We start from the raw sequence: 20,302 nt of genomic DNA, 5'->3' as shown, positions 1-20,302 counted from the left end.
CGGTCGGCGATGCGCGAACGCAGGCCGCGGGTGCAGTGGCAATGGATCTACGTTCGCTGCCGGCAGCGGCGTACATCGGCATCGCCTGGCACCCATGGCGCATCGCCACAGGTGTGAGGTTGCGCGCCAGCCATCGGGGCCGGCGCAGTTGCAACGCGTGCTGCAGCCGCGTCGACGGCGTGCATGGTGCCAGCCGTCGGCGCGCGAAACCAGGGGTTTCCGGGCGTTTTCGCCAGTCCATGGACATCGCATCGATATACCTTCGTATCGTCTGCGCGTGGCCGGTACGCAAGGCGCCGTAGCAGCCAGGCGCTTGGTCGTTCGGTATTGGCATGCGGCTAAAACGAAAAGGCCCCGGACATGCCGGGGCCTTTTTTGTTGATCTGTCACGCAACGGTCTGCGCGACCTCCTCACCTGCATCGCCTGCAGCACCGCTGCATCGGCTGCGATCAGAACTGCCAGCGCAGACCGATATTGGCATTGATGCTGTTGGTGTCCGCACGAGCGCGCTCGGCACCCACGTTGCCGTAGATGGAGAACGCATCGTTGAGCTGGTAACGCAGGCCAACCGAGGCGCGCAGCGACTGCTTGGACACCGGCTCGCCGGCAACATTGAAACGCGCTTCCGGCAATCCGGTGAACCACGCCGAGAAGTCGGCATTCGGGTTGCCCAGCAGCGAGCGATACGCCACCAGACCATCGAAGCCCCAGTTGCCGCGTGCCAGATGGCCACGCACACCCACCTCGCCGTACCCCGCGCGCAGGGTGTCGCCGTTCGCGCTCAGGCCCAGTCCTGTCACCGAGGCTTCGCTGAAGGCATCCTGGGTCTGGCTCACCACACCGGCGGCCACGAACGGCGACAACCCGGCCTGCGGCATCAGGCCGAATTCCGCGCGCGCCGACCAGTTGGTGTCGTGGCGACGGTCCTGCAAGCGCTCGCCGATACTGCCGGCCAGCACGTCGCGTTCGGTCTCGACGCTGCTCATGCCGTACGAACCGATCGCCGACAGATACGCCTTGCCGATCGGCTGGTACAGGTACGCGGTCATCGCGTACCGGTCCGAACGCAGACGGCTCGACGACGCCGCGATATGCGCACGGTCCTGACCGGAGGTCACCGCCGCACCGACGATGGTGCCGGCGTTGCCGATCGGCAGATCCACGCCGAAGGTGGTGGCCTGCTGGGTGTAATCGGCCGAATCGAAACCGCGACGGCCCAGGTTGCCGTCCAGGTAGCTGCCCTGCATCCAGGTGGTCAAGCTGGTGGTATCGGCCAGGTAGGGCAGGCGGTCGGCGGCCACACGTGCGTCGTTGAGCGCGGACTGGAAGCCCAGCGTACGCTCGATGCCATGCACCTGGCCGGTCAGGGTCGGCAGCGATGCGGCAACCTGCGCATCTGATGCTCCAATCAACGAACCGGTGGCGCTGATCAGGCCACCCAGGTTGTCGGTGTCGCCCGAGGCGACCCGCGTATCCAGCACATTGACCAACGCATCGGCCTGGTTGGCACCGTTGACCACCGACTGCGGCGCACCGGCTGCCTGTGCGCTGGCCGCGGAGGCATTGCGGGTCAGGGTCGCGGTGACGGTGGTCGGGTCGTAAGACAGTGCCGCGGTCCAGAAGAAATTGTTGGCGTACTGCACGCGGTCGAACGTGCCTTGCAGGACGCCGGCCTTGACGATCTTCTCGGTACTGCCGAGGGTGTAGCCGGCCGCTTCCGGCAGCAACAGCAGATTGCCCTTCAAGCTGGCCCGGCCGGTGACGGTGAGGCCCTTGCCCAACTCGAGCGCGGTGGTGCCGGTGTTGTTGACCAGGCTGTAGTTGCCGTTGATCACACCGCCGCGCGATTCGAACGTGGCCGAGTTCAACACGATCACATCCGAACGCAGGCTGCCGGACAGTACGAGCACGCCGTCGCTGATGCTGGTGCCGCCGGTATAGCTGTTGTTGCCGCTCAGGGTGAGCTTGCCGGTTCCGTTCTTGGTCAGGCTGCCCACGCCGGAGATGTCGTTGCTGAAGGTGCTGTCGTAGCCGGCGGTCACATTGGCCGCCCAGTTGCTTGCGAACTGGCCCGGGCCCTTGATCGCCTTGGCCGCATTGACCAAGCCCCAGCCGTACAGCGCGTCCACACCCGGGTCGCCCAGGTCGGTGGCGGTGGTCAGCAAGGTCTGCTGCAGGTTGGAGGCGCTCATCCACGGATACACGCCCAGCACCTGCGCGGCGACACCGCTGACGGCGGCAGTGGAGAACGAGGTGCCGGCAATCTGGCCCCCCAATTCGGTGCCGGCTAGCGCCGGGGCGGTGTAGGTGCCCGGAGCGACCAGGCACCACTGCGCAGCGGCGCCGCAGTGATTGGAATAGCTGGTCAAGCCGGCGGCATTGCCGGCGCTATCGATATTGATCGCGCCCACGGCCAGCCAGTTATTGCGCACGCTGGCTTCTTGCACCGGCGTTGCCGCCGGGTAGGAGGCTTCTGCCGCGCCTTCGTTGCCAGTGGAGGCCACGATCAGCGCATCGGCCTGCACCAACGGGGTCAGAGCGTACTTCCAGGCCAGCGCAGCGTTGGCACTGGCGGTGGCATCGGGGTAGGAGGCGCCGATGGACAGGTTGGCGATCCGCACGCCAGCCGCGGCCAGGTCCACCGCCGCGCGACGGGTCTGCTGCGTGCCGCAGGAATTTTCGGCGCAGATGCGCGCGTAGAACAGGTCCGCATCCGGCGCAACGCCACCGGCAAAGCCGTCCTGCGCGGAGCCCAGCACCAGCGCAGAGACGATCGTGCCATGACCGCGCAGGGCATTGGCCGACGATTCGGGCGTACCCGGGCTGGCGGTGTAATCGTTGAAGCTGTCGACCTTGCCGCTGATCGGTGCGTAGCTCGGCACCAGGTTGTCGTCCAGCACTGCCAGCTTCACGCCTTGGCCGCGCGCGCCCGCCTGCTGCGCCAGATCCGCATTGGTCGGCACCAGTAGATTGCTGCCTACGCCCTGATAGCGAGGCGGGGCCGGTGTCGGGGCAGGCGTGGTCTTGGGCAGCGGGTCCGCTGCCGGCGGCGGAGTCGTCGGAGTCGGCGCGATCACCGTGGTCTGCGGCGGGTCGCTACGCACGTTGCCGCCACCGCCACCGCCGCCACAGGCGGTCAGGACGAGGCAAGAGGCGATGGTGGTAGCCAGTAGCGAGCGATTCATTGGTTGGTCGGTTCCAGTTTTTGGGTGCGCCGCTGCTGCTGGTGATTCAAATTTGGCGCAGAAGGTCCCCACGCCGGCGATCGCCGACGAAGGCATTTAATTTCACGCGTTAATCATTTATCGAGCGCTGCGCCTTGTCCCCAACGAATGCGCCCGCCGAGCGTCTGAAAAATACGTTTGTAATACCCAGTGCTTGCGAAATTGTTTAACGGCGCTATCCAGGATCTCTGGAATCTGAACGGACAGTTGCTATTCAGAGAAAAGCTGTCCAAATAGGATCTGCCGATTTAATCGATAGCTGAAATGAATCAGGGGCGCATTAGCAGGTCACTCAGCAGATTAATGTCGGAGCGTGCCCAACAATAATGCGTCACAGATCTCGCGGGGCGGCAATCCTAAATGCGACTGTGGCCTTCGTGAATCAGGGAATGCCGTCACCTTTGTCGGTGAAACCACTACCCCCGATAGCGAATTCAAGTGCAAGTTAGCGGATCTAACGGACTCTAGCGCAGTGCATGCGTGGCCGGATTGATTGCCGAAAAATTATACTAATTTGCTCATTTTGGTTTTTTTGTTCCGCTGAATGTATTCCCGGTAATATACTGAGTAAGGTCAGGCGCAAAGGCCCATTGTGCGTAATCCAACATGCCAGGTGGGTCAAATCCACCAGTTCGGCACCTTGCTTGAGCATCCGGCACAAATTTCGAATGAAGCGAGCAACTTTAGGTCGTTGATCTTTCAGGCCGGGGGCAGCTGAATGGCGCGTGTTTTTTTCCTGCGCGTGGATTTAAATTCCGACACGCGCAGTTGCATTCCCCGACGGCAGGCGGGATCGAACGCCAGCGATAACGCTTATCGTGATGGGCCGGGAGCGTCGTGATGGGCCGGGAGCGCATCGCCTGCCGCTGCGCGGCTGCGTGCGGTGTCGCCGTTCAGCGCACGCTTGGGCCGAGTTCTGCCACGCCCCATTGCGGTTCTACAGTACGCAAGGCCGGTCGCCGCGCGACGCCACCTGCGCCGGCGACAGGTTTGGCGATACTCCCTGCAGCGCAGACTGCGGTCGTGTAAACGGTTCAAGGTGTGCCGCTGCCGCGCTGACCGATCGTCGCTATGCTCGGTGCGGATGAGCACCACCTCGCCCGAGGATCTGCTGACGATGGAAGGCACGCTGCATGGCATTGCCTATGCCGTGGTGGCCCGTCAGCTCGAGCGCCAGCGCGTGGTACTGGATACCTTGCAGGTGGGCGGGCAGCCCGTGCAATTGACGGGCTCTCCCACCTTCGGTTCGCTGCAGGCGGCGGTGGACATCGGCAGCAAACTGGCCGAGCAATACATTGGCGAACTGCTGAGGAAGCAAACGCGCCCGCGCTCGGCCCCGGCCAGCAACGCACAGGGCTAGCGTGCAGATGCCGTGTGGCGCGGGCCGTGCCGGCCATGCTCAGCGCGGTCGCCAGCAGCAGCATCGCAATTGTCTTCATACGCCTGCTCCTTCAGTAGATGGAGCGCAGCGTGGAAGCGGAGCCGTGCAGCGCCCAGCGATGCATGACGTGCGGTCGAGACAAGCATCGAACGGTCGGCGGAGTAGGTGAGCGGGAGCCGTGGGCAAAGGTCTGCACCGCATGTGGCCGGGCACTGCGTGTCGTCAGAGCGTGGGCGCCGCAGACGCGTGCGGCGCGCGTCCGCAGGCAGCCCGCCAGCAGGTTGCCCAGGGATGAGCGTGTGCAGAATTTTGTGTAACCGTGGTTTGGGTTACCGCTGAGGAAGTCGCCCCTCGAACTGGATCGTAAAGCGGTTCAGCGCAGCCTTCCAGTCGCGGATCGGCAGCGTCCATTTCTTGGTGATGTTGCGCAGAGCCAGGTAGAACAGTTTCATCAAGGCTTCGTCGCTGGGGAACGCGCCGCGGTTCTTGGTCAGCTTGCGCAGGCTCATGTTGACCGACTCGATGGCGTTGGTCGTATAGATCACCTTGCGGATCTCCGGTGGGTAGTCGAAGAACGGGATCAGTCGTGACCAATTGCGCCGCCATGACTGGCTGATGGGCGGGTACTGGGCGTCCCACTTGGCCTCGAACTCGGTCAGTGCCTGCTCGGCCTCCTCGACGGTGGCGCAGGCGTAAATGCGCTTGAGATCGGCGGCAACCTCGGCGCGGCGTTTCCACGAGACGTAGTTCAGGCTGTGCCGCACCATGTGCACGATGCACAGCTGCACGGTGGTCTGCGGGAACACCGCCTCGATCGCCTCGGGAAACCCCTTCAGGCCATCGACGCAGGCAATGAAGATGTCCTGCACCCCGCGGTTGCGTAGCTCCGTCACGACTTGCAGCCAAAACTTGGCACCCTCGGCCTGCGCCAGCCATAGGCCCAGCACTTCCTTCTCGCCGCCCATGGTGATGCCGATGGCCAGGTACACCGCCTTGACCCGCACCGCGCCCTCGCGCACTTTGACGTGGATGCAGTCCAGATAGACGATCGGATAGACCGGATCCAGTGGCCGCGCCTGCCACGCCTTGACCTCCTCGACGACCGCATCGGTGACTGAGGAAATCAGACTCGGCGACACCTCGGTGCCGTACATCTCCTCCAGGTGCGACTGGATCTCGCGCACGGTCATGCCGCGCGCGTACAACGACAAGATCTTGTCATCGAAGCCGGCCCAGCGGGTCTGGTGCTTGGGGATCAGCTGTGGCGCGAAGCTGCCGTGGCGATCACGCGGAATCTCGATCGGCAGCTCGCCGAACTCGCCCTTGAGCGTCTTGCGGCTGCGTCCGTTGCGCGTGTTGCCGGCCGCGTTGGCGACCGGCTCATGCTTGTCATGACCGAGGTGTTCGGTCATCTCCGCGTCCAGCGCCCGCTCCACCAACCGCTTGGTCAGCTGCTTGAGCAGGCCGTTCTCGCCGATCAGATCCTCGGGTTTGGTGTAGTTGACCAACAGGCTGCTAAGCAGCTCGTCGGGTACCTCATGTGTGCGTGGGCTCATGGTGTCTCCGGGTTAGGTGGCAGTCTCCTGCCTGTGGCCCGGTTACACAAAATCTAGGACACGCCCCCTGCGCCAGCCATAGGCCCAGCACTTCCTTCTCGCCGCCCATGGTGATGCCGATGGCCAGGTACACCGCCTTGACCCGCACCGCGCCCTCGCGCACTTTGACGTGGATGCAGTCCAGATAGACGATCGGATAGACCGGATCCAGTGGCCGCGCCTGCCACGCCTTGACCTCCTCGACGACCGCATCGGTGACTGAGGAAATCAGACTCGGCGACACCTCGGTGCCGTACATCTCCTCCAGGTGCGACTGGATCTCGCGCACGGTCATGCCGCGCGCGTACAACGACAAGATCTTGTCATCGAAGCCGGCCCAGCGGGTCTGGTGCTTGGGGATCAGCTGTGGCGCGAAGCTGCCGTGGCGATCACGCGGAATCTCGATCGGCAGCTCGCCGAACTCGCCCTTGAGCGTCTTGCGGCTGCGTCCGTTGCGCGTGTTGCCGGCCGCGTTGGCGACCGGCTCATGCTTGTCATGACCGAGGTGTTCGGTCATCTCCGCGTCCAGCGCCCGCTCCACCAACCGCTTGGTCAGCTGCTTGAGCAGGCCGTTCTCGCCGATCAGATCCTCGGGTTTGGTGTAGTTGACCAACAGGCTGCTAAGCAGCTCGTCGGGTACCTCATGTGTGCGTGGGCTCATGGTGTCTCCGGGTTAGGTGGCAGTCTCCTGCCTGTGGCCCGGTTACACAAAATCTAGGACACGCCCCCTTCGTGTGTATCGGCACGGCTCTCTGATCCATCCCGAGTGGTCCAGCTGCTTCATCAACCATCGTGGTGCCCTGGTGACCGCTGAGGGGCGTGAGATTAGGGCCACAGATCTCGACTGGCTTTCTCTGTTGTTCCGCCGCGCCGAGATGATGGGGCCTCTGCTTCGTGAGCGGGATCAGCTGCAGCGCCGTCTACAGGAAGTTGAACAGGCCTCGGCCGGCGAAGCCGGCCGGGGCCTTGGGCTTGTCTATTCTTCAACAAGTGACACGCACCGCGTGGATTCCTTGCAGCACAAGGCTTTCAGCGGGTTGCCCATTCTGGAAAGTGGCACCATAATGGCACCTAATTGGCACCTAAAGTCGAGTAAGTGGCACCATGTCGAAGACACAGACGGAACGGCTCAACCTTCGGCTACCGCCGGACGTGAAGGAGGGGCTTCAGGTCTATGCGGATGGTCTTGGAATCTCGCTCAACGCGGCTGCGATCTTGGCTATTCGCAATTTCTTGCCGTTCGCGATGAAGCAGGCTCAAGCCTTCGAAGAGGCTGTTCCCAAGGCCCGCAGATCGAAGGCCCAGTCCGCTGTGCCTCACCGAACTGCCGAGCCGGTATTGATTCGCAAGCGGGTTGGTCGCAACGAGGCGTGCCCGTGTTTCAGCGGCAAAAAGGCGAAGCACTGCCACCCCGAGTGGACCTAAATCATGACGCGTCACGAAACGTTGGGGGTGCTGTATGAAGCGTCAGACACCCATCGACTACCTGCGTTCATCGCTGGCTCGGTCTGAGCAGATGCTTTCCGTAGCTCAAGACATTCGAGCCGAACGCAACGCAGAGGGTCCGGTTTCATTGCAGGATCGAATTGCCATGGCAACCGTTGTCGATGACTGTCAGCGGTTCGTTTCCTACTATCGCCGTGAGCTGGCTATCGCTGAGCGTCGTTTGAGTTCCGGGCATCGTGCATACGCTGACCGGACCACGCCGCCGGCGCCTGCACCTGGCGCGAGCGGTGCTGCGGGCGGTGGCGGCCTGTCGTCCATCGGGTCTCACTCGTGACTCGTAGCGACGTCATCCTGTGGGCCTGGTTCTCGGTGTGCATCGTCTCGCTGCATACCGGGTGCAGGGGCCTTGCCCCTGCGGTTATGGCGCATGGATGCGCCGTTTCTTCATCAGCGGTTGGAACCGCGCAAGAGTGCGGGTCAGGCCGGGCGGCTACCTGGCTGCTGACCCGTTTCGTCATGCCCGTATGGGCAATTCTTGCCGATGGCAGCAGCCACCGGTAACACTCAAGGCCGCGTTGGAGGCGGCTCGACTATGAAGCCACAGAACTGTTCCAGACATAATATACAGACTATACGCACTCGACTCGCGCAAACCATTGATTTCAATGGTTTTCGCCTTCACCGTCGCTGGCGTCAGTGCCACTGCTAGCACCATCGCCCCGACCACCGTAGTGACCGGGGACAGTCTGTCCCACACTACGCTCCACGCCTTCCGCGCCTCTGGACTTTCGGCGCTTTCCGTTCGCACCAGCACTGCAAGTGCCGGGTCGGCTTGAGCTAGCCTGATCAGCGCCATCAGGTGTTCATCCTTGATCGGCTTCCCCTTACGCCACAGCGATATCGCGCTTGGCGATACATCCAAGTGCTTCGCCAGCTGACGGTCGGACTGCTCGTTACACGATTTTAGCGCCGTGTCAAGCAATTTGTTTATCGTCTGCATGATGAGTGTTACTTGACGTGGGTGTTGAGTTTTAGTTTATATCCACTCCGTGACGAGTGGTACTCGACACCGCGCACCCCCGGCTCCCCTCCGGGGTCCGCGTCAAGGGGCAGGGGATAGGGGCTTCATGGACACCAACGCACTTGCATTGCTCGGCGCTTCCGCGCTGACCGTGATCGTCGGCCTCGCCCGATTGGTCGCCTGGATTCTTGACCGTCGCGCCGAAGCTGCGCTGCGCGCACACCGCGAACAGGTCTTCATCATCGAAAGCTACGCCGATCTGGTCGTATCGTCTTTGGCGGTGGACTACGTTGATCCCTGTGTAGCTGCTGCTGAGGAACGCGCCGAACTCATGGCCGATGCGACCTCTGGCTATTGGTTTGGGCAGTCCGTCGCATGAGCGCCCCCGTCGATGTGCAAAGCCTTCGTGACCGCCTGGCATGGTGGATTTGGCTTGAACGCGGCACCTCCAGACGGGCTCGCTACTTCGAGCGCCGTGCGCTTAATCCACGCAATCCCAATCGTGACGCATCTGCAAAGGTAGCGGCTGGATACCAGCGCGATGCCGCCAAGGACCGCGTGTGCATTGCGGAGGCGCGTGAAGCCCTCGCTTCCCTGTGCGAGCTGGAGTTTGTCGAATGAAAGAGTTCGCAAAGTGCATCGGCTACGTGTGGGCGCTCGCTGCCTTCATCTCTCTTTTCATCATCGGTGCCTACTACCTGCCTGAGCCGTGGACATGGGTTTGTGGCGTGTTCTTGTTCCTCACGCCTGGCGGTCTGATCGCCTATTTCAGCGGGGTTGGTCATGACTGAGGTCGTCTCCCACATCGACACCTATCACACCGTGATCGGTGGTCGCCGCATTCGCCGTTTTCGCCTGACGGTGCGCCTCGCTGGCCGGCTGGTAGAGCAGAGCGTGCACGCCTCGCGCCGTGCCGCGCGTGCCTGTGAAACCGCTGCTGTGGAGTTCTACGCGCATGGCTGACGGATTGCGGGATCTGGGACTCCCCTCGTCTAACAGGGGAGTCAGTGAATTCAGGAATGCCGATGGCACCCTAACGGTCGCCATTGACTGGTTTTCCGCCTCTGTGGACTTGCGCGCCGTCCTGGGCGAAGCCGGTGTGTTCGTCAACGACGACCCCGAAGAGGTCCGCGAATGGATGGACGTCACCGCCGAGAACGCCCGTGCGGTCGCATTGCAAGTGTTCTGTTGGTTCTTCGCCGGTTTGGGCTTGGAACTTGACGAAAAGGCCGGGCCGGGGCGGTTTTATCTGTGGCGCGTGCGTATCACTGACCGCGACGGCCAGCACGTCGGGTTGATCGAGTTGGGGGGTGAACACTGCCGCCGCGCAGATGGCACCTACACCGCGCGTATTGAGTTGACCGGCACTGGGTGTGGAGTGTTGAGCGCAGCGCGCTGCGGCCATGCGCAGCGGTGGCTGGAGCTTCGAGCGAAGCTCGAAAGCTGCGCTGGGCGATTGACCCGTGTGGACGTTGCCGCAGATGACCTCTTGGGCAAATACCCCTTGAAACTCGCTCAGAGCTGGTACGCATCGGGCGAGTTCGACAACCGTGGACAGCGCCCCAAGGCGCAGACCGTGGATGATCACGATAGCGGCGATGGCAAGACCTTCTATGTCGGTGGCAAGAAGTCCGAGAAGCAGCTCCGCGTGTACGAGAAGGGCAGGGAGCAAGGTGACAAGGCCTCCGAATGGGTGCGCTATGAGGCGCAATTCCGCGCCACCAATCGCAAGGAATTGCCCTTGGATTTGCTGCGCGATCCTGCTGCCTATCTGCTCGGTGCCTATCCCGTTCTCAAGTTCCTGCACTGCGTCGCCACGCGCATCGACATTACGAAAGCTGCTGTCGATGCCACCTGGAAAAGTGCGCGTCGCCACATCAAGCGCCAATACGGCGCAACCCTCAATTTCATCGTGCGGCATTGCCCAACGCCAGACGCGTTGCATGCCGTCATCAGCACCTGCACGTCGCATCGGCTACCGGCGTGGGCAACAGCAGACGTAGCCAATCAATGGCCCGAAATCGCGGGCATCAATCAAACCTTAGAAGGGGTTACACCATGAGCGTAATCAAAGTCACTGTGTTGAGCGCCGAAGTCGATGAGCGTGCTGGCACGTTCAAGGATGACGAGGGCAAGGATCGGGAATACACCACCCGCAAGCAGAAAGCCAAGCTGGAAGCAGGCGGGTTTGCATATCCCCTGGATGTGCGTTTGGAGAAGGGTCAGCCTCCGTATCAGCCTGGTGATTATGAGCTCGATATCGAAGCCATGGTGACGGTCAACAAGGGCGCGATCAATTACAGCAAATTTCAGGTGTTGCGCGCTGTCAAAGCCCCTGCACGCGTGGCGGCTTAACCCATGGCCGTGTGCGTAGCCCTGCAAGCGGACGGCACGTTGGTGCCCACCGGTCAATCGGTCGGCGAGTGCAGCGGCTACGTGCTCGTCAGTGGTAGCGAGTACAGCGTGTATGCGCTGGTGCAAGAAGCGTTCGCAATGCCCAGCAAGGAGGACGCCGTAGCGTGGTCCACCGGCTGCTGTGGTGTGGTGATCGTGTGGTTCGTCCTGGGACGCCTCGCCGGCAGCGTTGCGGGCATGTTCAATGACCGGTAAATCAATCAATCAACGAGGAGAGAAAACATGGGTGACATTCTGTCGGGTCTGAGTGCGGCTGATGCCGTGACTGCTGTTGTGGGTGCTGCCGCTCTGATCGCGCTGGTCGGCTTCACCAAGTGGGGTGCAAAGAAGGTGGCCGGCTTCTTCGGCTAATGGCGGTGAGGGTAGGGCGGCGCTTCGGTGTCGCCCTCTCTCTTTCAGGGGGTCACGATGATCGTTCTACTTTTCTGTGCATTTATGGGCGCTCTGTGTGGATGGGCAGCGGTCAAGGGTTTGGATGCACCATGATGCGAGTGATTCTTTCGGCGCTGTGCACACTCGTGATTGCGCTATGCGCTATCTCTCCTGCGCACGCTGCTGATTCGCGTTCGCAGGCATTTGCCAAGTGCATGAACGATGCAAGCGCGTATCAGGTCAAAGATACGAACCTCATCACCAGTCCTGGCACCTGTGTAGATAAGGGTACTGAGGCCACCGGCAAGTATTACCAGTGCCAATACAGCGCGGCTGCTTACTATCAAGGTCCAGTCTCTGTTGTCACCTGTGGTGACTATCCTTATGACAACGAGAATAATTGCAAAAATGCGCCTCCGCTAACGAATGTCTCGGTGCGTGGTTCGATCTATGCTTGTTCGAATCAGTGCCAGTACACAATGAATTCCGCTGGCGGCGTTGATGTCTGCATGGGCGGTGGAGCTGACCTGTACTGCGCTGCCAAGAACTGGTCGCCAACTGGTCAGGAGTGTCAACAGGGCGATGCTGTTCCGTCTGGCATCCATGAGCCTGACAAGCAGACGTGTTCGTCTACTGGTGGCGCTTATGCCGAGTGCATCAGGTCGGACGGCACCCACTGTGTCACCGGCGCTGCTGGCTCCACGCTGTGTTGGAAGCCAGAGCTAACGGGCCCGCGTCAGACCGCCGATGGCACCTATGCCGGTGATCGGCAGAAGGCACCCGCTACGCCGACGCCTCCTCCTAATCTGAAAGATCCTAAGGAGGTTTCCAACACCACTACTACCGTCAATAACACCACTTACAACACGACCACGTGGAGTTCCAGCGGCAGCAAAGGTGGGCAGGGCAACGTGGGCGAGGGTGGCAAAGACAATGGTTCTGGCGGTTCTGGCGGTGGCTCTGGAAGTGGAGACGGCGACGGTGACGGTGATGGGGATAGCGACGATCCGGGAGAGGGTTCGCCCATCGGTGACCTCTACACCAAGAGCGATAAAACAGTGGAGTTTGTTGTGTCGAGGTTTGCAACGCAGGTTCGCGCCACACCTCTTGCTGGCGGGATTGCAAGCTTCATGACGGTTCCGTCTGGTGGTTCGTGTCCGGTGTTTAGCCTGGGTGCGTCGATGTGGTGGGATGCCATGACGATTGATTTTCACTGTAGCGGCACATTCCTCACGTTTTTGCGTGCGTGTGGATGGGTCATTTTGGCGATTGCTGCGTATGCGGCCATCCGCATCGCCGTGACATAAGGGGCAGGGCATGTACGCTGGTTGGTTCACCGATCTGACAGCCTGGATATGGAGAGCGGTCAAGGCGGTTTGGCAGGCGTTTGCTGATTTCATCGGCGATTTGTTTGTGATGTGGTTGGAACAGTCGCTGTCGGCGATCTTGTATGTCTTGAGCCTCTTGCCGATGCCCGACTTCATGAAAGGCCAGAGCATCGGCGCGATGCTGGGAAACGCTGGCAGTACAATCCTCTGGTTCGCTGACGTTTTCATGATTGGTCCGTCGCTCGTGGCTGTGGGTGCCGCCATGATTTTCTACTTGCTGCGTCGTGTCCTGACGCTTGGGATTTGGTGACATGCTCGTTTTCAACGAAGGTGTGCCGCGCGCCGGCAAGAGCTACGACGCGGTTAAAAATCACATCTTGCCTGCGATCAAAAAAGGTCGTCGCGTCTTTGCGCGTCTGAACGGCTTACGCCATGACCGCATTGCCAAGCATCTTGGCATGGATGAAAAGGACGTTCAGCACTGCCTCGTGCTTGTTGACACGAAGGACGTGGCGAAGCTCTTTGCGTGCACGCAAGATGCGTCCGGCAAGTGGTGTATTCCCGATGAGTTCAAAGACGCGTTAGTTGTGATCGATGAGGTCCACGAGTTCTACGTCAATGAGCGCAAGCCGCTGGAGCCGGCTGTTGAGAATTTTTGGGCGCTGCTTGGTCAGAACGGTGGCGATGCGGTCATCATGACGCAGTGGATCAACCGCTTGCATTCAGCGGTCAAAGCACGTATCGAGAAGAAAAACACGTTTCAGAAGCTCACTGCTGTCGGCATGAAAAGCCGGTATCGCGTGACGTATTTCCACACGACCTCGCCCGGTAAATTTGAAAAGGTCGGTGGTCAGACGCTCAAGTACGATCCCGTGATTTTTCCGCTCTATGACGGGTATGCGCCTGGCGCTGAGAATACTGAGGTCTACGAAGAGGGCGGCAAAAACGTATGGGCTGCGATGGCGGTGCGTGCGGTGATCTTCCTCGTTGTCGGTGGTGTTGGTCTGTATTTCTTCGCTGGCTTTTTCAGCAAGGGCAAGCAGGAGACGCATAAGCCTGCGGCGGCAGGGGCGACGGTTTGGCAGCAGTCCGACAAGGCAAGTGTGGGGGCTGGTCTCGCCAATGGTGCTCCTAGTGTGCCTGTTCAAGCTCCGCCGCCTGATCCGCTTGCCGATTTGACCGATGAGCAGCGGTACGTTGCGCAGCTGGCCGAGAAAGGGCGCATTCGGTTGGCTGCGCGTGCGCGTGTGGGATCAGATGAGCGTGCATGGGTGCAGTGGATTGATACTTCGAACAATGTCATTGAGCAGCTGGATATTGACCAGCTGCGGGCGCTTGGCTATTCCGTCACGATGGTTCCCTATGGCATGCGTCTGGTTGCTGGCAAACACGTCTTGGTCGCTACTCCGTGGCCGTGGCGCGAGCCGGTGCGCGAGCAGGATCCACGCCTCTATAACACCGCGTCTGATGGCAAGAGCGACGGCGCTGCTGGCGTTGCGACCGCAGGGAGTGACGCCGGCAGCGCTGATCGCGATCACCAAAGAAGCGTCGTGATTGGGCATGTTCCGCGCAGCCTCGGCACGTTCCCGGAAAGCAAGCCGTATCAGACGACCACAAGTACGCCGGCTACCACGTTGGACATGTAGTTTCGTGACGCGTCACGATTCAGCACGGATCGTTCGGCAATTCCTGCCAGCCATTCGACAGTCGTCGGAAGCGCTTGTGCTGAATGCATCGCTCGTTTGATTCCAGTTCGCGTAGTTGCAGCGGTTCCGGTACCACGCGCTGCGAGCGGGGCGTGTATAGCGGTCGCGGTGCGACTGCGGGTAGTGCTGCGCTGACACTGCGCATGGTGAAGTAGCCCAGGCACAGTGCCACCACGCCCGCAAGCGCTGCGGTCATCAGCTGGCCCACAAAGATGCCCAGGGCGATTTCCCACCATAGCCCGTCCTGGTTGTTCTGCGGTTTGTAGCTCATACGGCCCCCAATGATGATCAGCCGGCATTGTAGGGGTGTAGGGGCATCGCCCCTACGTGTAACGCTTCATACGCGGCCTTTACGTTTCCGCGCCTTCGGCAACGATGATCCTGCGCATTCCGCCGCAAAGCCGGTAGCCACCATCTGAGGACCGGGCTTTGTTTCAATCTTTTTTCTGAACCGATCCCTAATGAAAATGACGTTCGCTGGACGTTTTGGCCGGGTTTTCGACCGTCCCTCGGCCATCATCTTCGTCCACTCGCGTGCGATATCGCAGGTCAGTGATAGGTAGCTCAGCTGCCACGGCTCCATGGCTCGGCCCTCTGGTGTAATGAGGTATCCGTTCTGGAACGAAAAACCGGCCCATTGGCCGGTCAGTGTTCGATTACGCATGCACCGATCTCCATCCGGCGGGCCATCGTCGCCGCCACGGCGTGAGCGCAGCAGCAAACGAGCGCAACAAGCGCCGAATGCGTTTTGACATAATATACATTATGCGAAATGGTATGGAGGGCGGCACGGGCGCGACTCCGCTGGATCTGGGTGTGGATCAAATCTTGCCTGCCTAACCGGTCCCCTCGCGAAACGGAACTCGCAGCATGACCGATACCTACGACATTGACCGCCGCCCACCATGCTGGCCCGTTGGCGAGCAATGCCCAAACAACTGCGCAAAGGATCTGCATCGGCGCGTCGAGACCAACCATGTGGAACTCACAGGCCCGTGGGCTGACTAACGCCTAGCTGGGCGCGACCTGGTTCCACCGAGCGGCGAACGGATACCAGAACGCCGACTGCGCGGATTGCTCTGGCATGCGAATGCGAGCGACATCCGGGATTCGGCCCGCAGGCGCAACGCCAGACGCAAAGCGGTTCAGCAGTCGATGGTCAAGGTTGTTGTTGTGGATCTTGGCGAATGGCGAGAACGCCACTTCGGACGCTCTGCAGGATAGGCGTTATCCGTAGGGGCTATGCCCCTACACCCCAGGTCTACAATGCCAGCTCACAGAATGGGGGCGGCATGGAACGCAGATATCGAGAAGCAGACTCATCAGACCTATGGTGGCAGATTGCTGTGGGCGGCTTTATCGCCCTACTAGCGCATAGCATCGTCGTCGGGCTGTACACCAGATACGAGACGCGCCTAGCGCTAGCACAGCTTGAGAGAGAATCGAAACTGGCGACGCAGCAAATGCAGCGAGCAGTAGCGCGAAACGTGCAGACACCTAGCGTAGCGCCGACAGCGCGAGAATATGACCCACCAAGACCATTGAGCGACGGCGAACGTTGCTTACAAGGCCGCCGGTTCAAGCGCGTGTCGAACGGCTGGGTGCAGCTGCCGCACGATCCCTGCTGAAGCTCTACAGATCCTGAAGCTCTACAGATCAGCGGTGGTCGACGGAACGCTGGTAGTAGTAGCGTAAGGCTTCGACTCGGGGAGGTGCCGACCTCACGTATGCCCCTAGGGATGGTCTGATCAATGCGGCCAGAGGATGCGTCGACCCGCATCGGTAGCGCTGACTACGCTCACACCTTCGGTTTTTCGCTGTTTCCAGCGCATTCTCGGGGCGTTCTCCCCATTACAGGCACAACTTCCCAACGGCAGGCATCAACTGCTTCCGCTTCAGCCACAGGTTCGACAGCGCAAAGAGCGTCAGCACCTGCGCGGTGTTTTTGACCAGGCCGCGATAGCGCACCTTGGCATAGCCAAACTGGCGCTTGATCACCCGAAACGGATGTTCCACCTTCGCACGCAGGCTGGCCTTGGTGTGCTCCCAGCGCTTGGCCAACTTCAGTTCGCGCTTGTTCTTGATCTGCTTCAGCTTCGAGGGCTTCTCCGCGATCAGGTAGCGTAGCTTGCGCTTGCCCTTGATCTCATCGCGCTTCTCAAGCCCGGTGTAGCCGCTGTCCCCACACACCGTGTCTTCCTTGCCATGCAGCAGCTTGTGCGCTTGCGTGATGTCCGCCACGTTGGCTGCCGTGCATTCCACGTGGTGCACTAGGCCGGATTCATCATCCACTCCAATGTGCGCCTTCATCCCGAAGAAGTATTGGTTGCCCTTCTTGGTCTGGCGCATCTCCGGATCGCGCTCACCGTCCTTGTTCTTGGTCGAACTGGGCGCAGAGATAATCGTGGCATCCACAATCGTCCCGCCGCGCAGGCTCTGACCCTTGCGCGACAGATGCGCGTTCACCCGATTGAACAGCTTGCGCGCCAAATCGTGCTGCTCCAGCAGATGGCGAAAGTTGAGAATCGTCGTCTCGTCCGGCACCTCATCCAGCCCGCCGATCTTGGCGAAACGGCGCATCGACACCGTGTCGTACAAGGCTTCTTCCGCCGATGGATCGCTCAATGCATACCACTGCTGCAAAAAGTGGATGCGCAGCATCGTCTCCAGCCGATACGGCTGTCGTCCCGGTTGCCCCGACTTCGGATAGTGCGGCTCGATCAGCCCCAGCAGCTCCTTCCACGGCACGACCTGCTCCATCTCGGCCAAAAACACCTCACGCCGCGTCCGCTTGCGCTTGCCGTCGTACTCCGCGTCGCCGAAGGTCAGCTGCATCGAAATCGTCTACTCGGGTCGATGATCGATTGTGGCAGATCAGGACGGATTGTTCAGAGTTTCCCTAGCAATCACAGACGAGTTTTAGGGCGCGCCGTTGCGCGAGCGTCCGGCACATGGGCTGCGACAGCTCGTAACGAGTGCCCTGCTCTGTCATGCACATACAGCATGCCTCGCGAGGATCTTAGGCGGCCGGCATGCTCGACATGCAGAACACCTGCGGATCGGCAACGATCGGCCGCTGATCGAATACCTCAGCCGTCCACGGCATCGTGTCAAAAGGCGGTAGGCGCTTGGCAGCATAATCGTTCTTGCCGGCATATTTGACCTGGCCGTTGTTGTCGCCATCCAGCACGCCACACCCAGGCGCTGACGCGCCCGTGCCCGGCGTGCCGGCTTGCTCCTTATCACCGCCTCCATCAGATTCTTGCCGTTCCAGATCGCGTAGCCGACCAAGCACGCAGCAACGATGGCGAGCATGATGCTTCGCCTAGCCTTGCTGGAGAGCTTGCGCTTACCCAGGCCGGGCTAGCATGCATCCCTATGTGACTGAGCTCCGAGGTGATCCAATGAAGCCGATCTCCATCTAATTCGGTTGGGCAGAATCACGCAGTCCGCCTCTCAGAACCCGCTATGCTTGTAGAGTCTCATCAATCTGATGCAGGGGTGCCCAGATGGACAAGTTTCGGACCGAGCGCGGCGCGGTACTCGATTTGGGCGCTAACCACGATCAACTGAGAATTGAGCACGTATTGCAGAGGGACCGGGATGTCTGGAAGCTAGCGCCAGCGTGGCCGTATCTCGTGATCGACGAAGACCTGCTCCGCGCGCGGTTGCCGGGCCTGATCACGTTTCCGGTCTTCTCCTGCGCCCAGCTGTGGCAGAACTTTCGCGGTATGGATCTCGGGACTCGGTTGATCGGTAGCCTGGCCGGATCTGGAACAGACGCCGGCCTGGGCGCGAACAGTCGCGCATTTGTTGCGGGCAAGGCCAATGCCAAGGCGAACTTCCTGCTGAACTGGAACCCGCCGCTCACGGTCGGCAGTACCCCGTGGTGCGCCGAGGGCACGCACTTTATCTACGTAGACGGCGAGGATCGCTTCCAGCACAAGTTCGGCGAGCTGACGACTGTCAATACGACGAGCCGAACGAGTTCGCCACATTTCGACTTCACTACGCTTTCGGACTTACGGGACAGATTCAATGCCGACTATCTCAATGGGCCGCGGGACGGTTCCGCGGATCTGGATGCACTGTCCGCGCTGCTCGACAGGTCGTTTGAACAGAATGCGTTGAGCATTCGCGCGGCCAATGCACACCACGCGAGCCTGCGCGGCAGCCTGACCTCGACCGACTACGAGGCACCGGTCCTCACGAGATACGACCGAACGACGCACGATACAGCGGGCCAACCGAAAATCGAAGTCTCGTTTGCACTGCTCCACTACGAAAAGGCCATCATCGAGTTCAACGCCATGAAGAAGCGCCTGGCGGCCGATTGCCTGGACGAGGCGTTCGCGCATGGCGTCTATTGTGCGGTCGCCGTTGCGGCCTGCATCGAGGCCATCGCCAATGGTCTGGCCCACGTTCAGACCGCCACGCATCCCGATTACCGGGACAAACGCCCGCCTCTGACGAAAATCAACGCAGCGGCGTCCGCGATCGCCACGAGCAGCGGCGGGCGTGTCCTAGATTTTGTGTAACCGGGCCACAGGCAGGAGACTGCCACCTAACCCGGAGACACCATGAGCCCACGCACACATGAGGTACCCGACGAGCTGCTTAGCAGCCTGTTGGTCAACTACACCAAACCCGAGGATCTGATCGGCGAGAACGGCCTGCTCAAGCAGCTGACCAAGCGGTTGGTGGAGCGGGCGCTGGACGCGGAGATGACCGAACACCTCGGTCATGACAAGCATGAGCCGGTCGCCAACGCGGCCGGCAACACGCGCAACGGACGCAGCCGCAAGACGCTCAAGGGCGAGTTCGGCGAGCTGCCGATCGAGATTCCGCGTGATCGCCACGGCAGCTTCGCGCCACAGCTGATCCCCAAGCACCAGACCCGCTGGGCCGGCTTCGATGACAAGATCTTGTCGTTGTACGCGCGCGGCATGACCGTGCGCGAGATCCAGTCGCACCTGGAGGAGATGTACGGCACCGAGGTGTCGCCGAGTCTGATTTCCTCAGTCACCGATGCGGTCGTCGAGGAGGTCAAGGCGTGGCAGGCGCGGCCACTGGATCCGGTCTATCCGATCGTCTATCTGGACTGCATCCACGTCAAAGTGCGCGAGGGCGCGGTGCGGGTCAAGGCGGTGTACCTGGCCATCGGCATCACCATGGGCGGCGAGAAGGAAGTGCTGGGCCTATGGCTGGCGCAGGCCGAGGGTGCCAAGTTTTGGCTGCAAGTCGTGACGGAGCTACGCAACCGCGGGGTGCAGGACATCTTCATTGCCTGCGTCGATGGCCTGAAGGGGTTTCCCGAGGCGATCGAGGCGGTGTTCCCGCAGACCACCGTGCAGCTGTGCATCGTGCACATGGTGCGGCACAGCCTGAACTACGTCTCGTGGAAACGCCGCGCCGAGGTTGCCGCCGATCTCAAGCGCATTTACGCCTGCGCCACCGTCGAGGAGGCCGAGCAGGCACTGACCGAGTTCGAGGCCAAGTGGGACGCCCAGTACCCGCCCATCAGCCAGTCATGGCGGCGCAATTGGTCACGACTGATCCCGTTCTTCGACTACCCACCGGAGATCCGCAAGGTGATCTATACGACCAACGCCATCGAGTCGGTCAACATGAGCCTGCGCAAGCTGACCAAGAACCGCGGCGCGTTCCCCAGCGACGAAGCCTTGATGAAACTGTTCTACCTGGCTCTGCGCAACATCACCAAGAAATGGACGCTGCCGATCCGCGACTGGAAGGCTGCGCTGAACCGCTTTACGATCCAGTTCGAGGGGCGACTTCCTCAGCGGTAACCCAAA

The 20,302-nt window shown here is 61.0% G+C and carries 22 protein-coding genes and 1 pseudogene; 15 read left to right on the top strand and 8 right to left on the bottom strand.

The genetic code is table 11. The features are described 5' to 3' along the window. Positions 1-450: 450 nt before the first annotated feature. Positions 451-3,186 (bottom strand): S8 family serine peptidase, encoded by a 2,736-nt coding sequence (locus tag ACCQ00_RS10450; protein ID WP_039569766.1) that lies wholly within the window; start codon positions 3,184-3,186, stop codon positions 451-453. Positions 3,187-4,309: 1,123 nt separating this feature from the next. Between ACCQ00_RS10450 and ACCQ00_RS10445 the strand changes: the two genes are divergently transcribed. After that, positions 4,310-4,585, top strand: a complete 276-nt coding sequence (locus tag ACCQ00_RS10445; RefSeq protein ID WP_039569764.1) for a hypothetical protein — start codon at positions 4,310-4,312, stop codon at positions 4,583-4,585. Between the two features lie 350 nt (positions 4,586-4,935). Here the strand turns inward: ACCQ00_RS10445 and ACCQ00_RS10440 are convergent, their stop codons facing one another. Continuing rightward, the gene (locus ACCQ00_RS10440) at positions 4,936-6,162 is read right to left on the bottom strand and encodes an IS256-like element ISXax1 family transposase (protein WP_011345585.1); all 1,227 of its coding nucleotides are present in this window, start codon (positions 6,160-6,162) and stop codon (positions 4,936-4,938) included. A 49-nt stretch (positions 6,163-6,211) separates the two neighbouring features. Then, positions 6,212-6,862, bottom strand: a pseudogene (locus ACCQ00_RS10435) (IS256 family transposase); the annotation flags it as partial. Positions 6,863-7,305: 443 nt separating this feature from the next. Between ACCQ00_RS10435 and ACCQ00_RS10430 the strand changes: the two are divergent. Next, entirely contained in the window at positions 7,306-7,626 is a 321-nt protein-coding gene (locus ACCQ00_RS10430; RefSeq protein WP_039584204.1) for an SEC-C metal-binding domain-containing protein, read from the top strand. A 535-nt stretch (positions 7,627-8,161) separates the two neighbouring features. On the opposite strand, the gene ACCQ00_RS10425 is transcribed toward ACCQ00_RS10430, so the two are convergent. Then, complete coding sequence (locus ACCQ00_RS10425; protein ID WP_372354129.1) at positions 8,162-8,647, bottom strand: DUF3693 domain-containing protein; 486 nt, start codon at positions 8,645-8,647, stop codon at positions 8,162-8,164. A 127-nt stretch (positions 8,648-8,774) separates the two neighbouring features. Between ACCQ00_RS10425 and ACCQ00_RS10420 the strand changes: the two genes are divergently transcribed. From ACCQ00_RS10420 to ACCQ00_RS10370, 11 genes are all read left to right on the top strand, one after another. Beyond that, positions 8,775-9,047, top strand: a complete 273-nt coding sequence (locus ACCQ00_RS10420; RefSeq protein ID WP_372354128.1) for a hypothetical protein — start codon at positions 8,775-8,777, stop codon at positions 9,045-9,047. Continuing rightward, positions 9,044-9,289 carry a hypothetical protein gene (locus ACCQ00_RS10415; protein ID WP_372354127.1) on the top strand — a complete coding sequence of 82 codons (246 nt, stop codon included), beginning with the start codon at positions 9,044-9,046 and terminating at the stop codon, positions 9,287-9,289. Before ACCQ00_RS10420 ends, ACCQ00_RS10415 begins: the two co-directional genes overlap by 4 nt. Continuing rightward, positions 9,286-9,459: a hypothetical protein gene (locus ACCQ00_RS10410; protein ID WP_218503189.1), complete on the top strand. Its 174-nt coding sequence runs from the start codon at positions 9,286-9,288 to the stop codon at positions 9,457-9,459. The genes ACCQ00_RS10415 and ACCQ00_RS10410 overlap by 4 nt, the downstream gene beginning before the upstream one ends. Then, positions 9,452-9,631 (top strand): hypothetical protein, encoded by a 180-nt coding sequence (locus tag ACCQ00_RS10405; protein WP_372354126.1) that lies wholly within the window; start codon positions 9,452-9,454, stop codon positions 9,629-9,631. The genes ACCQ00_RS10410 and ACCQ00_RS10405 overlap by 8 nt, the downstream gene beginning before the upstream one ends. Further along, a complete protein-coding gene (locus tag ACCQ00_RS10400; protein ID WP_372354125.1) occupies positions 9,624-10,730 on the top strand; it encodes a replication initiation factor domain-containing protein in 1,107 nt (368 codons plus the stop codon). The genes ACCQ00_RS10405 and ACCQ00_RS10400 overlap by 8 nt, the downstream gene beginning before the upstream one ends. Further along, on the top strand, positions 10,727-11,023 hold the full coding sequence (locus ACCQ00_RS10395; RefSeq protein ID WP_005918136.1) for a single-stranded DNA-binding protein: 297 nt from the start codon (positions 10,727-10,729) through the stop codon (positions 11,021-11,023). Before ACCQ00_RS10400 ends, ACCQ00_RS10395 begins: the two co-directional genes overlap by 4 nt. A gap of 3 nt (positions 11,024-11,026) precedes the next feature. Beyond that, positions 11,027-11,278, top strand: a complete 252-nt coding sequence (locus ACCQ00_RS10390; protein WP_015471907.1) for a hypothetical protein — start codon at positions 11,027-11,029, stop codon at positions 11,276-11,278. Positions 11,279-11,305: 27 nt separating this feature from the next. Next, the gene (locus ACCQ00_RS10385) at positions 11,306-11,434 is read left to right on the top strand and encodes a hypothetical protein (RefSeq protein ID WP_015471906.1); all 129 of its coding nucleotides are present in this window, start codon (positions 11,306-11,308) and stop codon (positions 11,432-11,434) included. A 131-nt stretch (positions 11,435-11,565) separates the two neighbouring features. Beyond that, on the top strand, positions 11,566-12,762 hold the full coding sequence (locus tag ACCQ00_RS10380; protein WP_372354124.1) for a hypothetical protein: 1,197 nt from the start codon (positions 11,566-11,568) through the stop codon (positions 12,760-12,762). Positions 12,763-12,772: 10 nt separating this feature from the next. Then, the gene (locus ACCQ00_RS10375) at positions 12,773-13,093 is read left to right on the top strand and encodes a hypothetical protein (RefSeq protein WP_015471904.1); all 321 of its coding nucleotides are present in this window, start codon (positions 12,773-12,775) and stop codon (positions 13,091-13,093) included. 1 nt (position 13,094) lies between these two features. Next, a complete protein-coding gene (locus ACCQ00_RS10370; protein WP_372354123.1) occupies positions 13,095-14,429 on the top strand; it encodes a zonular occludens toxin domain-containing protein in 1,335 nt (444 codons plus the stop codon). A gap of 19 nt (positions 14,430-14,448) precedes the next feature. Here the strand turns inward: ACCQ00_RS10370 and ACCQ00_RS10365 are convergent, their stop codons facing one another. The 4 genes from ACCQ00_RS10365 to ACCQ00_RS10350 form a co-directional block, all read right to left on the bottom strand. Further along, positions 14,449-14,760: a chloride channel protein gene (locus ACCQ00_RS10365; RefSeq protein ID WP_372354122.1), complete on the bottom strand. Its 312-nt coding sequence runs from the start codon at positions 14,758-14,760 to the stop codon at positions 14,449-14,451. Between the two features lie 66 nt (positions 14,761-14,826). After that, positions 14,827-15,153 carry a DUF3653 domain-containing protein gene (locus ACCQ00_RS10360; RefSeq protein ID WP_372354121.1) on the bottom strand — a complete coding sequence of 109 codons (327 nt, stop codon included), beginning with the start codon at positions 15,151-15,153 and terminating at the stop codon, positions 14,827-14,829. Positions 15,154-16,340: 1,187 nt separating this feature from the next. Further along, complete coding sequence (locus ACCQ00_RS10355) at positions 16,341-17,324, bottom strand: IS5-like element ISXfu1 family transposase (RefSeq protein WP_022557821.1); 984 nt, start codon at positions 17,322-17,324, stop codon at positions 16,341-16,343. 184 nt (positions 17,325-17,508) lie between these two features. Then, positions 17,509-17,679, bottom strand: coding sequence for a hypothetical protein (locus ACCQ00_RS10350; protein WP_157926051.1), 171 nt, complete (start codon positions 17,677-17,679; stop codon positions 17,509-17,511). Positions 17,680-17,998: 319 nt separating this feature from the next. On the opposite strand from ACCQ00_RS10350, the gene ACCQ00_RS10345 reads away from it, so the two are divergent. Both ACCQ00_RS10345 and ACCQ00_RS10340 read left to right on the top strand, forming a co-directional pair. Further along, entirely contained in the window at positions 17,999-19,027 is a 1,029-nt protein-coding gene (locus ACCQ00_RS10345; protein ID WP_039575861.1) for a hypothetical protein, read from the top strand. A 42-nt stretch (positions 19,028-19,069) separates the two neighbouring features. Continuing rightward, the gene (locus ACCQ00_RS10340) at positions 19,070-20,296 is read left to right on the top strand and encodes an IS256-like element ISXax1 family transposase (protein ID WP_011345585.1); all 1,227 of its coding nucleotides are present in this window, start codon (positions 19,070-19,072) and stop codon (positions 20,294-20,296) included. The last annotated feature ends 6 nt before the right edge of the window (positions 20,297-20,302 follow it).

This window comes from Xanthomonas sp. NCPPB 3761, from assembly GCF_041475705.2.
GTDB classification, from domain to species: Bacteria; Pseudomonadota; Gammaproteobacteria; order Xanthomonadales; family Xanthomonadaceae; genus Xanthomonas; species Xanthomonas phaseoli.
The sequence above is the reverse complement of the archived record's forward strand: the minus strand, read 5'-3'. Positions and strand labels throughout refer to the sequence as shown.

Coding starts and splice junctions, on each gene's coding strand:
- ACCQ00_RS10450 (WP_039569766.1), bottom strand. CDS start 3,186: ATGAATCGCTCGCTACTGGCTACCACCATCGCCTCTTGCCTCGTCCTG.
- ACCQ00_RS10445 (WP_039569764.1), top strand. CDS start 4,310: ATGAGCACCACCTCGCCCGAGGATCTGCTGACGATGGAAGGCACGCTG.
- ACCQ00_RS10440 (WP_011345585.1), bottom strand. CDS start 6,162: ATGAGCCCACGCACACATGAGGTACCCGACGAGCTGCTTAGCAGCCTG.
- ACCQ00_RS10430 (WP_039584204.1), top strand. CDS start 7,306: ATGTCGAAGACACAGACGGAACGGCTCAACCTTCGGCTACCGCCGGAC.
- ACCQ00_RS10425 (WP_372354129.1), bottom strand. CDS start 8,647: ATGCAGACGATAAACAAATTGCTTGACACGGCGCTAAAATCGTGTAAC.
- ACCQ00_RS10420 (WP_372354128.1), top strand. CDS start 8,775: ATGGACACCAACGCACTTGCATTGCTCGGCGCTTCCGCGCTGACCGTG.
- ACCQ00_RS10415 (WP_372354127.1), top strand. CDS start 9,044: ATGAGCGCCCCCGTCGATGTGCAAAGCCTTCGTGACCGCCTGGCATGG.
- ACCQ00_RS10410 (WP_218503189.1), top strand. CDS start 9,286: ATGAAAGAGTTCGCAAAGTGCATCGGCTACGTGTGGGCGCTCGCTGCC.
- ACCQ00_RS10405 (WP_372354126.1), top strand. CDS start 9,452: ATGACTGAGGTCGTCTCCCACATCGACACCTATCACACCGTGATCGGT.
- ACCQ00_RS10400 (WP_372354125.1), top strand. CDS start 9,624: ATGGCTGACGGATTGCGGGATCTGGGACTCCCCTCGTCTAACAGGGGA.
- ACCQ00_RS10395 (WP_005918136.1), top strand. CDS start 10,727: ATGAGCGTAATCAAAGTCACTGTGTTGAGCGCCGAAGTCGATGAGCGT.
- ACCQ00_RS10390 (WP_015471907.1), top strand. CDS start 11,027: ATGGCCGTGTGCGTAGCCCTGCAAGCGGACGGCACGTTGGTGCCCACC.
- ACCQ00_RS10385 (WP_015471906.1), top strand. CDS start 11,306: ATGGGTGACATTCTGTCGGGTCTGAGTGCGGCTGATGCCGTGACTGCT.
- ACCQ00_RS10380 (WP_372354124.1), top strand. CDS start 11,566: ATGATGCGAGTGATTCTTTCGGCGCTGTGCACACTCGTGATTGCGCTA.
- ACCQ00_RS10375 (WP_015471904.1), top strand. CDS start 12,773: ATGTACGCTGGTTGGTTCACCGATCTGACAGCCTGGATATGGAGAGCG.
- ACCQ00_RS10370 (WP_372354123.1), top strand. CDS start 13,095: ATGCTCGTTTTCAACGAAGGTGTGCCGCGCGCCGGCAAGAGCTACGAC.
- ACCQ00_RS10365 (WP_372354122.1), bottom strand. CDS start 14,760: ATGAGCTACAAACCGCAGAACAACCAGGACGGGCTATGGTGGGAAATC.
- ACCQ00_RS10360 (WP_372354121.1), bottom strand. CDS start 15,153: ATGCGTAATCGAACACTGACCGGCCAATGGGCCGGTTTTTCGTTCCAG.
- ACCQ00_RS10355 (WP_022557821.1), bottom strand. CDS start 17,324: ATGCAGCTGACCTTCGGCGACGCGGAGTACGACGGCAAGCGCAAGCGG.
- ACCQ00_RS10345 (WP_039575861.1), top strand. CDS start 17,999: ATGGACAAGTTTCGGACCGAGCGCGGCGCGGTACTCGATTTGGGCGCT.
- ACCQ00_RS10340 (WP_011345585.1), top strand. CDS start 19,070: ATGAGCCCACGCACACATGAGGTACCCGACGAGCTGCTTAGCAGCCTG.